8 protein-coding genes are annotated in these 13,223 nt (G+C 73.0%); 4 read left to right on the forward strand and 4 right to left on the reverse strand.

What is annotated here, in order from left to right; all coding sequences use genetic code 11:
* The first annotated feature begins 2 nt into the window (after window positions 1-2).
* Together ACI8AK_RS09950 and asnB are read left to right on the forward strand one after the other, a co-directional pair.
* Entirely contained in the window at window positions 3-2,147 is a 2,145-nt protein-coding gene (locus ACI8AK_RS09950) for a heparinase II/III domain-containing protein (RefSeq protein WP_456956085.1), read from the forward strand.
* A gap of 39 nt (window positions 2,148-2,186) precedes the next feature.
* On the forward strand, window positions 2,187-4,073 hold the full coding sequence (asnB, locus tag ACI8AK_RS09955) for an asparagine synthase (glutamine-hydrolyzing) (protein ID WP_456956087.1): 1,887 nt from the start codon (window positions 2,187-2,189) through the stop codon (window positions 4,071-4,073).
* Window positions 4,074-4,113: 40 nt separating this feature from the next.
* On the opposite strand, the gene ACI8AK_RS09960 is transcribed toward asnB, so the two are convergent.
* Entirely contained in the window at window positions 4,114-4,869 is a 756-nt protein-coding gene (locus ACI8AK_RS09960) for a class I SAM-dependent methyltransferase (RefSeq protein WP_456956089.1), read from the reverse strand.
* Between the two features lie 189 nt (window positions 4,870-5,058).
* On the opposite strand from ACI8AK_RS09960, the gene ACI8AK_RS09965 reads away from it, so the two are divergent.
* Window positions 5,059-5,874 carry a class I SAM-dependent methyltransferase gene (locus tag ACI8AK_RS09965; RefSeq protein WP_456956091.1) on the forward strand — a complete coding sequence of 272 codons (816 nt, stop codon included), beginning with the start codon at window positions 5,059-5,061 and terminating at the stop codon, window positions 5,872-5,874.
* A gap of 78 nt (window positions 5,875-5,952) precedes the next feature.
* A complete protein-coding gene (locus ACI8AK_RS09970; RefSeq protein WP_456956092.1) occupies window positions 5,953-7,428 on the forward strand; it encodes an apiosidase-like domain-containing protein in 1,476 nt (491 codons plus the stop codon).
* 30 nt (window positions 7,429-7,458) lie between these two features.
* On the opposite strand, the gene ACI8AK_RS09975 is transcribed toward ACI8AK_RS09970, so the two are convergent.
* The 3 genes from ACI8AK_RS09975 to ACI8AK_RS09985 form a co-directional block, all read right to left on the reverse strand.
* Complete coding sequence (locus tag ACI8AK_RS09975) at window positions 7,459-9,708, reverse strand: glycosyltransferase (RefSeq protein WP_456956093.1); 2,250 nt, start codon at window positions 9,706-9,708, stop codon at window positions 7,459-7,461.
* Window positions 9,709-9,784: 76 nt separating this feature from the next.
* On the reverse strand, window positions 9,785-11,335 hold the full coding sequence (locus ACI8AK_RS09980; protein WP_456956095.1) for an O-antigen ligase family protein: 1,551 nt from the start codon (window positions 11,333-11,335) through the stop codon (window positions 9,785-9,787).
* 94 nt (window positions 11,336-11,429) lie between these two features.
* Entirely contained in the window at window positions 11,430-12,944 is a 1,515-nt protein-coding gene (locus ACI8AK_RS09985) for a hypothetical protein (protein WP_456956096.1), read from the reverse strand.
* Between the last annotated feature and the right edge of the window lie 279 nt (window positions 12,945-13,223).

Raw genomic sequence — 13,223 nt, forward strand, 5'->3', positions numbered from 1 at the left:
CCGTGGCGCAGGGCACCCTCACCTGGTACGCGCACCGGCTGCGCGCCATGGAGCCGGCCGAGGTGCTCTGGCGCGCCGGCCGCCTGGCGCAGGGCCTCGGCCCGGCTCCGCGGAGGAGCCGGTCCCGGCCGCCCGCGCGCGGGGCGGGTGCCCGCCGGTCCGGGCTGCTCGACCCCGTGGCCGTCCGCGCCGCCGCCGGGAGCCGTCCGAACGCGGCGGCGCAGCTCGTGGCGGCGGCTCGCGAGGCCCTCGGGCACTCGTTCCGGTTCTTCGGCAACCCGACGACGGTGCTGGGCCCGGAGGTCGACTGGCACCTCGACCCGATCACCGGCCACCGGTGGCCCACCGGGCCGTCCAGGCGCATCGACTACCGGTTCGCCGGCCAGGACCCGAAGTGGATCTGGGAGCTGAACCGGCTCCAGCACCTGCCCCTCCTGGTCGAGGCCTGGATGGTCACCGGCGAGACCGGGTTCGCGGAGGGCGCGCGGCGGGACCTCCGGTCCTGGATCCGGCACAACCCACCCGGCCACGGGATCGCCTGGCTGGGCGGGTTCGAGGCAGGCGTCCGCGCGATCTCCCTGGCCTTCACGCTGCAGGGGCTGAGGAACTGGGAGGGGCTGGACGCGGACACCGAGTCCGCGGTCCTGGACGTGCTCGACCGGTCCGTGCGGAAGAGCTGGACCGAACGATCCCTCTTCAGCTCGGCGAACAACCACCTGATCGGCGAGATGGGCGGGGTGGCCATCGCCTCCGTCCTGTTCCCCGAGCTGCCCCGTTCCCGCCGGAACGAGAGGCGCGCGCTCGAGGTCCTCGTCCGCGAGGCCGACCGCCAGGTCCTGCCCGACGGCTCCGGCGTGGAGCAGTCGCTGCGCTACCACGTGTTCACCGCCGACGTGCTCCTGCTCGTCGTCGCGGCGCTGGCCGACCGGGGGGACACGCCCCCTCGCGCGCTGGTCGACGCGCTTCGTCGGAGCGGGGCGTACCTCGGCTCGCTGGTCCACCCGGGGGAGCCGACCTCGTGGTACGGGGACGACGACGAGTGCTTCGCCCTGCGGCTGCAGCCGGAGCGGACCAGGAGCGTGCAGGCCCACCTGGCCGGCCTGGCGGCGGTCATGGGCTGGCCGGCCCCTCCGGGGGGCGACGACTTCGCGGCCGCCGTGCTGCGGAACGGGCTGGGCGGCCGTCCGCCCGTCTCCACGGACCCACCTCCCGCCGTCGCGGAGGACCTGGTCGCGCTCGACAGCGGTGTGGTGGTCCTGCGCGGCCGGTCGCGGCGGCGCGTCGTCCTCGACGCCGGTCCCCTGGGCCAGGCGCCGCTCGCGGCGCACGGGCACGCGGACGCGCTGTCGGTGACCGTCGACGTCCACGGCACCCCGGTCGTCGTCGACCCGGGCACCGGCAGCTACTACCGGCACCGCCCGTGGCGGGAGGCCCACCGGGCGACGCGGGCGCACGCCACGGTGGAGGTCGACGACGTCAGCCAGTCCGTACCCGGCGGCCTGTTCCTGTGGCGTCGCCACGCCCGGGCCAGCCTCCTGCACGTCGATGCCGACCGGGGGATCGTGGCGGCCGAGCACGACGGGTACACGAGGCTGCCCGACCGGGTGCTGCACCGGCGGTGGCTGGTCGCGCCACCGGACGAGGACTGCTGTCTCGTCGTCGACTTCTGCGACGCGCGGCGCCGGCACGGTTACCGGGTGAGCTGGCCGCTGAGCAGTGGTGCCGCCGTCGAGAGCCTCCCCGGAGCGCACCTCGTCACCGTGGAGGGCGGAACGCGCGTGCAGTTCTCCTACGGGGCCTCGGTGCCGCTCGAGCCGTTCCGGGCCCGCGGTGACGACGTGGCGCAGCTCGGCTGGACCGCTCCACACCTGGAGCAGCGTGTCCCCGCCTGGCACGTCGGGACCGTGAGTACGGCCGGGGGACCGTGGGCCCACGTCACGTCGATCCGCCACGTGGCCGGGCCGGAGCCGCACCCGGAGACCCTCGGGGTCACCGCCGCTGAGGACCACCTCACGGTGCGCCAGGAGTGGGGCGGGCACACCCGCACGGTGGTCATCGACCTCGCGGACCCCGCGGGTGTGACCGTCCTCGACGGAGCAGGTACGCACGAGCAGCACTCGGCGGGGCGTTCGTCGCCGGTCGCGTGACGGCGTCGGGACCGGGCACCAGACGAGAGGGAGGCGCCGGTGTGTGGCATCTGCGGCGTGGTCGCGACCGACGGGGCACTCGCGCCCGTCGACGAGGCAGCCGTCGTGCGCATGAGCTCCGCCATGGTGCACCGGGGGCCGGACGACGACGGCCTGTTCCGTGCCGACGGCGTGGCGCTCGGGGCCAGGCGGCTGAGCATCGTCGACGTCGAGGGGGGCCACCAGCCCTTCAGCGACGACACCGGGCGCGTGACCGCCGTGCAGAACGGCGAGATCTACAACCACGCGGAACTCCGCCGGCAGCTCGAGGCCCTCGGCCACCGCTTCCGGAGCCGGTGCGACACGGAGGTGATCCCCCACCTGTACCGGCGCCACGGGATCGGGTTCACGCACAGGTTGCGCGGGATGTTCGCGATCGCGCTGTGGGACGCCGAGAACGACCGTGCGGTGCTCGTGCGCGACCGCATGGGGATCAAGCCCCTGTACTACGCGTGGGCGCGCGAGCGCCTCGTCTTCGCGTCCGAGCTCAAGTGCATCGTCTCCAGCGGCCTGGTGCCGCTGGACCTGGACTTCGAGGCGATCAGCGCCTACCTGGAGCTCGGCTTCTTCCCCGGGGCACGGACGCCGTTCGCCGGCGTCTCGAAGCTCCCCGCCGGCCACCGGCTCGTCGTGGAGGGCGGCCGGCACCGCGTCGAGAGGTGGTGGGACTACCCGGTCCCGTCACCCGGGCCCGTGGACCTCGGGGTGCGGCACTACGCCGAGGGGCTGCTGCAGGAGCTCGACGAGGCGGTCCGGCTCCGGCTCATGAGCGACGTGCCGTTCGGCGCCATGCTGAGCGGCGGACTGGACTCCAGCCTCGTCGTGGCGTTGATGGCGCCGAGGCTCGAGAACCCCGTGAAGACGTTCTCCGTGGGCTTCACGGAGGACCAGCACGGCAACGAGCTGCCGGCCGCACGCCGCGTCGCCGAGGTGTTCGGCTGCGACCACCACGAGGTCGAGCTGTCCATGACCTCCGACGCCCCGGACTTCCCAGCGCTGGCCTGGCACCTGGACGAGCCGACGGCCGACCTGTCGGCGCTGGGGTTCTTCTCCCTGTCCCGTGTCGCCTCGGAGGAGGTGACGATGGCCCTGTCGGGGCAGGGAGCCGACGAACTGCTGGGCGGGTACCGCAAGCACCGCGTGGCGGCGTTGCTCGACACCAGCCGGGTGGTGCCGCGACTCGGCCGGGTGGTCGGGGACCGCGTCGCGGGCGCGCTGCCCGGCGAGTGGGGCCGCCTCGTGCGGAGTTCACGCGCTCCGGACCCGGCCTCCCGGGTGCTCGCGATGAGCGCGCTCCCGTCCTTCGGTCGTGAGGCGCTGCGAGGAGGACTGGCCGCGGTCCCCCCGGGCGCCGCGCGGCGCGCCGTGGACGTCCACGCCGCCTCGCTCCCCCGGACGGTGGGCGCGTTGCCGGCGACGCTCTACCTCGACGCGCAACTGGCGCTGGTCGACAGCATGCTGCACTACTTCGACAGCATGTCGATGGCGCACTCCCTGGAGGTCCGGGTGCCGTTCCTCGACCACGAGGTCGTCGAGTACTGCGCCACGATCCCCGCTGCGTTCAAGGTCCACGGATCGGTGACGAAGTACGCCCTCAAGGTGGCTGCCGAGGGGCTGCTCCCGCCGGAGGTGATCCACCGGAGGAAGGTCGGGTTCTTCCGGCAGGCCACCGGCGCCTGGTTCGAGTCCCAGGTCGGCGGCGTCCTGACGGAGGCCCTCCTGGACCCGGGGGCGCGCTACACCGGGTTCCTGGACCGCTCGGCCGTGGAGCGGGCCCTGCGGGCCGCACAGGGGTCCCGCGACGAGTCGGCCCGGCGCAGCCTCATCGCCCTGCTCATGCTGGAGCTGTGGCTGTCCCAGTGCCTCCCGCGTGCGCTGGCCGCCTGACCGGGATCGATCCCGGGCCGACGACCCGCGCGTCACCGTCTCAGCGACGACGGGCCTCGATGGCGAGGTCCCGGCCCACGAGCGCCCGCCGCAGCGTCGCCTGCCAGAAGGCCCCCAGGCGCAGCAGCTTGAAGCCGCCGCGGAGGGCGCGGCTGTTGACGACGCGGAGGATCCCGCGGTCCCCCGACGGCTCCAGGGACCCGATCCGCACGATGGAGAAGCCGCTGGCCCTCAGCACGGCCCGGAGGTCCCTCAGCCGCGGCCAGTTGCGGATCATCCCCTCGCTCGTCGGGCGCAACATGCTCCACCGACGCCACACGAAACCGTTCTGCGTCATCAGCAGGAACGTGCCGCCGGGACGCAGGAGCTCGGCGACGCGGCGGACATAGCCCTCCTGATCGGCCACGTGTGCCATGACCTCGGAGCTGATCACCAGGTCGAAGGGTCCGACGAGGGACACGTCGGAGAACGCACCTGCCAGGAAGCGCACACCGGGGAACTCGCGGCGGCCGTGCTCGACCGCCGCCGGGGAGAGATCGATCCCCGTGACGTCGCCGAGGTCCGTGAGCGAGGCACCGAGCCAGCCCGTTCCGCACCCGAAGTCGAGGATGCGGAGCGGACGGTCCTCCCGCTCCGACGCCGCGAGGCGCTCCGCGATCCGACGTACCCAGTGGAGCTGCTCCACCTGCAGCGAGTTCCGCTCCGCGGAGGCGAGCTTGGCAAGGTTCCACTCGTCCCAGAAGCGGACCTGCGCCTCCACGGTCGGCGCACGACGCTCCGGGGCCGCGTCAGACATGGGCCGCACCGTAGGACCCACCGGCGCCGTCGTCCATGCTCCACGCGCCGGAGCGGGGACCTTGTCCCCCACACACCCCGCTGCGATGCTGGGCGGCGCTCTCGACCCACCTCTGCAGATCCGAAGAACCCGACACCCACTCGTCGACCGCCTCGCACGGTCCGAGGAAGCCGCCCTCAGGAGGCGCCGGTGCCCACCGCTGCTGTCGACACGGTCCCGACGGGTGCCACAGGCGAGCGGGTGCTCAACCTCGCCGTACTGGACACGCTGGGAGTGGATCTCCCCAGCACCGCCCGGATCCTCGACTTCGGCTGCGGCGCCGGCCGGACCGTGCGAGACCTGCGGGCCATGGGGTTCGTCAACGCCTCCGGTTACGACGTCGGGGACGGGCGCAGCCTGGTGGGCACCGACCGCGAGCACATCACGACCGGGACCCTGCTGGACCTGCGCCTCCCCTATCCCGACGACACCTTCGACCTGGTCATCTCGGACCAGGTCTTCGAGCACGTCCAGGACCAGGCGCGCGCGTTCGAGGAGCTCTTCCGGATCACCAGGCCGGGCGGTCACGCGCTCCACGTCATCCCGGCGCGGTACGCCCCGATCGAGGGGCACATGTTCGTCCCGTTCGGCGGGGTCCTGCAGCACCGCTGGTGGTACAAGCTGTGGGCTCTCGCCGGGATCCGCAACGGATGGCAGGCAGGACTGTCGGCCGACGAGACGGCCGACCACAACGCGCTGTTCGCCACGGAGTCGACGCGATACGTCGCGACGTCGTGCTACCGCGTGCTGTGGAGGGAGATCGGGTACGAGTACCGCTTCGCGGAGCAGGAGTTCTTCGACGGCCACGTGCGGCCGTCGATGCGGGTGATCGGGAGACTGGGCCGCCCCGCGATGTGGCTCTACCGGACCTTCCGCTCGCGGATCGTGTACCTGCACAAACCGGCCCAGGGGCCGTCCTCGGGGACCGGAGGAGGACCGGCGACCGCCGGGGCCCGACAGGCGTAGCGGCGGCCCCGGCAGGTGTCGTAGCCTCCCGTGCCCGAGGTCCGCGCTCCTGCTCACCAGTGTCCCCAGCGAGTGCAGATGATCCCCGTGAAGCCCGCCAGGTGGCCGCGCTCCCCGCGCCGCCGTGCCTGGGGCCTGACGACCCTCCTGCTCGTGGTCGGCCTCGGGGTCTGGGGCTGCGTCGGGCAGGACCCCGACCGAGGACCAGTTGTGCGCATACCCGGTGCAGACGCCTCCCCTGACACGCCGTGGCCCTCGGCGACGCCGAGGGCCACGGTCGAGGGGCCGCCCTACATCACGTCCATCAGCCCTGACCGTCGCCACTTCCTCGACCAGTACGGGGAGCCGATCCTCCTCAAGGGTGACGCGCCCTGGTCGTTGATGACGGACCTCTCCCCCGCCCAGGCCGAGCTCTACTTCTCCACGCGGGAGCGACAGGGGTACAACGCGGCGATCGTCTCCCTCCTCGGCTCCGTCGGGAACGGCGGCCCCCACGACGACGGCAGGACCTACGACGGCATCGAGCCGTTCCTCCACGGAGACGTCCTGCGGTGGAACGAGCCCTACTGGGACCGGATGACGTCCTACCTGCGGATGGCCGCCGACCACGGCATCACCGTGCTGCTCTACCCCGTCGACGGCTGGACCATCGGGCTCTCGTTCACCCCCCGGTCGATCGAGCAGTGCAGGCGTTACGGCCAGCGGCTCACCGAACGGTTCGCCGAGCTGCCCAACCTCGTGTGGGTGACCGGTGGCGACTACGACCCGGGGACCGACGACCTCGCGGCAGGCAGTGACGTCGACCGGTGCTGGGACGCGATGATGCGCGGTGTGCGGGAGGCGGGTGACGGCCGCCCGTTCTCCATCCAGCTGCTCGGTGACGAGTCACTGTCCACCGACAACCCGTTCTGGGCCCGGCGGATCGACTGGAACTTCGTCTACACCTACCACCCCACCTACTCCGCCGTCCTGGAGGCCTACGCGCGGACGCCTCCCCTGCCGGCGGTCATGGGCGAGGCCAACTACGAGGACGAGAACAACCAGCCCGAGTCCGCGCCGACCACCGACGAGACCCTCCGGCGGCAGGTGGTGTGGAGCCTGACCTCCGGCGCTGCCGGCGAGGTGATGGGCAGCCACGACTGGAAGTTCGAGCCGGGATGGGAGACCCGGCTGTCGACCCCCGCGGTGGCGCAGGTCGGACGGCTGCGCGAGCTGTTCGCGAGCCTGCGATGGTGGGAGCTGGTGCCGGACACCGCCGACGAGCTGGTGACGGCGGGACGGGGCACCCGGGTGGAGCCTGACACCCCGATGGACGTGCTGGACAACGACTACGCCACCGCGGCGCGGACACCGGACGGCCGGCAGGCCGTCGTCTACCTGCCCACCCCCCGCACCGTCACCGTGGACGTCGACGCCCTGGCCCCCGGCGTGCGGGCTTCCTGGGTGGACCCGACGTCCGGTACCCGGACGCCGGTGCCGGTGTCCGGCACGTTCACCACGCCGGGCGAGAACGCCGGGGGCGACGGTGACTGGATCCTGCTGCTGACCGCGTGATCGACAGCGCCGGCCGGAGGGCGCACCCGCTCACCTGCCCCCGACCAGGTCCGCCACCAGCTGCTCGTAACCGCGGGCCGTCTGCTCGATCCGGTACTGCTCCTCGACGCGCTTGCGCGCCGCCGCTCCCATCCGCTCCCGGAGCGAGGGATCGGTGGCGAGTCGGAGCAGCCTGTCGGCGAGTGCCTCCGCGTCCCCCACGGGGACGAGGTACCCCTGCTCCCCGTCGACGACCATGTCGCGCAGCGCCCCGCAGTCCGTCGCCACCACGGGGAGCCCCGACGCCATCGACTCGATGACGGCCATGGGGACACCTTCGTAGACCGACGACAAGCAGGAGACGTCGAAGGCGGGCAGCAGCGCACCGACGTCACGCCGGACACCCGTGAAGCACACGCTGTCGCCGAGGCCGAGGTCCGTGGCGAGTGCGCGCAGCTCCTGCTCGCGTGGACCGCCGCCGACGACGACCAGCCGGGCACCGGGCTGCGACGTGCGCAGGGCCGCGAACGCCCGCAGCAGGACGTGGTGGGCCTTCTCCTCGCTCAACCGAGCCACGATCCCGACCACGAAGGCATCCGGCGGGAGGTCCAGCAGGGCTCTCGCCGCGGCCTTGACCGCGCTGTCGGGCAGCGGTGGCACGGTGACCCCGTTGTGGATCACGACCTCCCGCGTGCGGCTCCACGGGTGTCGGCCCACGCCCTCCTCGCGGTGCAGGTACTCGCCCTGGCTGGGCGACAGCAGGACCAGCGCACCGGCCTCCCGCAGCGTCGCGACGGCCCACCGGGGCAGGCACCGCTTACCGACCTTCGTGAGGTCCATGCCGTGCACCGCGACCATCGTCACCGGGACGCCGGCCACCCGGGCGGCGATCCGGCCGAGGGCCAGCGACGCACGGTGGTGGTGGGTGACGAGCACGGCGTCCGCCCTCTCACGACGCAGGAACCGGACCAGACGGGGCAGTGTCCGGAGGTCGTAGCGACCCGTCCGGCCCGCGCTCTCCACCCGGAAACCCGCCGCGCGGTACTCGGCCGCCAGCGTCCCGGGTGGCCGGAGGCAGACGAGGACCGGCTCCACGACGTCGCGGTCGAAGGCACGGAAGACGTCGAGCATGACCAGCTCGACCCCACCGACGTAGGCCTCGTCGAGCACCAGGGCCAGCTTGAGTGGTCCGCGCCCCGCGCCCCCCGCGCGTGGAGGGGACGCGACGTCCAGCAGGTGCCGCTGCGCCTCCTCGACGCTGCGCCGGAGGGAGAACTCCGCCTCCACGCGCGCCCTGGCGGCGGCCCCGAAGGCCATCCGCTGCTCCTCCGAGCGCAGTAGGCGCAGCATCCCGTCCGCGAGCGCCGGGGGGTCCCGCGGCGGCACGAGGTACCCCGTCGCCCCGTCCTGCACCATCTCCGGGATCCCTCCGACGGCCGTGCACACGGCAGGACGTGACGAGGCCATCGCCTCGAGCAGCGCCATCGGAAAGCAGTCGCTGGAGGAGCTGAGCACGAAGACGTCCATGGCCGACAACAGAGACGCGACGTCGTCGCGGGCGCCCGCGAAGCGCACCCGGTCGGCGACGCCCAGCTCTCGCGCGAGGGCCTCGAGGTCCGCCCGCGGGGGTCCGTCACCGACGACGAGGAACCGCGCCCTCGCGTCGCTGGCGGCGACCAGCGCAGCGGCCCGCAGGAACGTCTCGTGGTCCTTCTCCGGCCGCAGCGCGGCCACGATCCCCACGACGAGGTCGTCCTCGTGCAACCCCAGCGCCGACCTGGTCCCCGGGGCCACCGCGTTGCCGAACTGCGCGGGTTCCACCCCGTTGTGGATGATCCGCACCTTCCGCTGCGGGAGTCGTAGCCGCTCCACCAGGTACGGAAGCTGTGCACGCGCGACGCCGAAGTACGCGTCGGTGACCGGGCCGAGCAGGGCGTCGGTCAGCCGTCTCACGACCGTCCGCCGTTCCAGCTCACCGCAGTTGTGGACCCAGATGACCGCGTGCGGGACGCGGGCCAGGACAGCCGCCAGCCGGCCGAGCAGCTCGGCGCTGTACCCGCGCAGCACCACCACGTCCGGTGCAGTCCTCCGCAGCTCCCGGACGAGATCGGCGAGGCACCCCAGCGCCTGCCGCTTGGTCCGGTGGAGGGCCACGCCCGGGACCCCGCTCCCAGCCAGGTACGGGAACAGCTGTCCCTCGTGGCCGAGGCAGATCACCGAGGACTCGATCCGGCGTGGGTCGAGCCGGCTCACCAGGGTCGTCACGTGCCGCTCGGCTCCCCCGAACGCGAGATCGGGCACGATGAAGGTCACCCTGAGCGGCCGGGCAGGGGACGTCTCGCGCCGTCCGCGTGCGGTGCGTCGGGGCTCTCTCATCTCAGGTCCACGTCCCGCTTCTCCCGTCTCGGGTCCCGACCCGACCGCCGCGAAGCCCCACGGCGGACACGCGTGCCGGGTCCTCGTCGCGTACCCGTCCTCCCGGGGTCACGGCGACGGCAGTGGCGGCCGGAGGAGCCACGACGCCGGTGTCGGACCGGCGGGCCTGCTCCCGCTGCCAGCCGATCACCGCGCCGGCGAAGAGCATGACGACGACGTTCGGGAAGTCGAAGAACCGGAGGTCCACGGTGAGACCGACGACCGACTGGGCGATCAGGCAGAGCAGGGCGGTGAGCCCCAGGGCGCGGCCGTACACCCCGTGGGCGGGGAGACGCCGGACCGCCGCACCGACTCCTCGGTAGACCAGGACGAGGACGGTCAGCCAGAGCGCCAGCCCCACGATGCCCAGCTCGACGAGGATGCCCAGACCGTCCAGGTGGGAGACGATCCCGAAGCCACGCTCCCACGGGATCTCCGGGGACCACGCCCGGTGGTGGTAGGTGTTGACGGCAGGGAAGCGGCCGATGCCCCAGCCGGTGAGGGGTTCCTGCTGGAAGGCCCAGATCGACGTCGCGATGCTGTTCAGCCGGTCGTGCAACTCCCCCACGGACCCGACACCGCCGGCGCTGCGGTCGGCGCTGGTGAAGGTGTCCCAGCTCGTCGCCACCACCCCGACGAGCGCCGCACCGACGAGCGCGAACCCGGCGCGGGACCCACTGGCCGCCACAGCGCCGATCAGGACGACGAGCGCGAACGCGAGCCACACCGCGCGGGTGTGGGTGAGGTAGATCGCGTAGAGGCTGGCGCCCCCCACCACGGCCGCTGTCACGCGCAGGACCGGCCGTTCCCTGTCGTGGGCCAGGATGAGCGTCGCGACGAGGAACCCGATGATGAGCACCAGCCCGTTCACCACCGGCTGGTTGAACACGCCCACGGCCCGGCCCGTCCAGGTGGGGGTGTCCACGATGTACCTCGGCCACACCAGCTGCGGCGCGGTGGACGCGAGGATGCTCACCGCCGCCGAGTACGCCGCCGCCGCGAGCATGGACCCCAGCAGCACCCGGAGCGCCCGTTCGGTGGTGAACAGGTAGCGCCCCACCAGGAACATCGAGAACGGCAGCACGGTGCCGATGAGCACGAAGCGGAGAACCGGGAAGGGCTCGGGCACCCAGGGCGATCCCGCCGGGAGGGCGTGCGGGACCACGATGGACAGCAGGTTCCAGACGATGTAGAGCCCGATCACACAGGTCACCGGGTCGACCGTCATCCCCGCCGTCCGGCGCTGCCACGGTCGTGCCCGGAGCCAGACGGACGCGAGCACCCCCGCGAAGGCGAGGAGGAACGGGTCCACCGGGAGCGTCCCGGACGGCACCGCCAGCCGGAAGAAGGTGGTGAGGAGGAGGTACGCGCAGGCCAGCACGGGGCTGCGCAGGCCGAGCACCGCCGCGATCACCGCGACGGCTCCCGCGAGGAGCAGGGGGCCCAGTCTCGCGGGAGCCATCACCGACAGCCCGAGTGCCACGATGCCGGTGGCCCCGACCGCCGCTGCCACGACCGCCGCCTCCGGTCCCGCCGCGCGCGTGCGGAGAAGCGCCGCCCGTGGGGGGCCGCTCACGGCAGACGGGGCGCGCTCGGCGCGGCGACGGTCACTCCGGACCCGACTGGGCGCCTCGGGAGGGAATCGCTGACGCCGTGTCTCCGGCAGGCGGTCGGCCGCCGTGCCCGTCGAGCTCCGCGGTGGGCCGGTAGGAGCCCTCGGCGTGCCGGCCCGGCGGCGGGCTCGGTCGCCTGTCCGGCACGTCCTCCTCGCCGGCGTCCCCGGACAGGGAGGCCACCACGGCGCCCATCACGTTCGCGCCCATGTGACGGAGGACGGCGACCGCCTCGCGAGCCGAGGGGACGCGGCTGACCGTGGTGTCGACGACGAGGACGGTCTGGTCAGCGGCATGGCAGATGGCCTGGGCCGTCGTCGAACGCACCACGGCCTGCGCCTCGATCACGACGTACTGCCCGGCGAGGGTCTCCTGCTGGAGGAGCTCGCCCACCTTGCTCACCGACAGGACCGGCGCGTCGTCGGTGGAGCGCGGCGCGAGATGGAGGAACGACAGCCCCTGCAGGTCGCCCAACCGCACCTGCGGCGAGATCGCCTCGGCGGCGTCGAGGTCGCCACTGCCGTCCGTGTCCACGAGGACGGTCGGGTATCCCTGCCGCGCCCACTCCCGCGCCAGCTCCCGGGCGACGACCGTCGCTGCGATCCCGGCCTCGGGCTGGGCGACGGCCACCACCCCAGGTCCGGGGAGCTGGGTCCGGACGATGTTGGCCAGCTGTCCCAGCCGCCGGGCCTGCCGCGGCCGCCCGGTCCGGCCACGCGGCCGCGGCAGCTCCACCAACGTCCGCAGCCCGATCTTGTCGGCGACGTCGTGACCGTCGTGGAGCCGTCGCGACAGCCCTCCCAGCACCAGGGCCGCCAACGACCCGATGAGCAGACCGCCGGCCACGGCGGGGACGAGGTTGCCGGACAACGACGGGCTCTGGACCGACACACCGCCCTGTTGCTGCAGCTCCTGCAGCACGTTGACCTGGTCCGATCGGAGCTGCTCGATCCGGTTCTGCAGGTTGACGACCACCGCCTCGGCGTCCGGGTTGTCCGACGCGAGAGCCGTGTCCAGCTGGTCCTGCAGCGCGGCCAGCTCGCGGGCCGTGCTCTCGGCCCGGACCCGGTTGATGTCGTCCTTGAAGGCGTTCGCCACCTCGATCGCGTAGGACTGCGCGGTGGCGGGGTCGCTCGTCGTCGCGCTGATCACCAGGATGGGACTGGCGGCCGCGGTCGTGGCCGAGAGCGAGACGTCACCGGTCACGCCCGCAGTGCTGAGCAGCTGCTGCTGATAGGAGCCGTCGTTGAAGTAGTCGATGTACCCCTGGACGAGCACGGCGTCCTGGTCGGGGGACCTGTCGTTGGACGAGACGATCAGCGAGGTGCGGCCGACGTACGTCGTGGGAGCTCGCTCCGTCGCGACGACGGCACCGAACGCTGCCACCCAGACGACGACCACCACGAGCGGCCAGTAGCGACGGATGCGCGCCCACAGGCCGCCCAACGTGCGGCCCCCGACCGACCCCTCGGGCATGCCGAGGGTGTCCTCCGCCGTCCCTGCTGCCACTGACACTCCCCTGTTGGTGGACCGCACGACGACCGACGGCGCGTCCGTCGGTCGTGCACGCGGCCATGGTGGGACTGGCGGAATGATAGGTACCGATCCGGCCGTGGCGGCCCGGTTCCGTCGCGCGGGATGTCACCGGCCCGCCTCCGTCAGCGGGTGACGCGTGAGGGCAGTCCGGTCGGGTGGAACGGGCCCCACGGAGCCACGCCGGTGTAGTCGGTCTGCTGGTTGACGTAGGCGAAGCAGCCGGAGTCCGCGTACTCGACCCGGCCGGCGGCG

The organism is Geodermatophilus sp. SYSU D00867 (genome assembly GCF_054050315.1).

Coding starts and splice junctions, on each gene's coding strand:
- ACI8AK_RS09960 (WP_456956089.1), bottom strand. CDS start 4,869: ATGTCTGACGCGGCCCCGGAGCGTCGTGCGCCGACCGTGGAGGCGCAG.
- ACI8AK_RS09970 (WP_456956092.1), top strand. CDS start 5,953: ATGATCCCCGTGAAGCCCGCCAGGTGGCCGCGCTCCCCGCGCCGCCGT.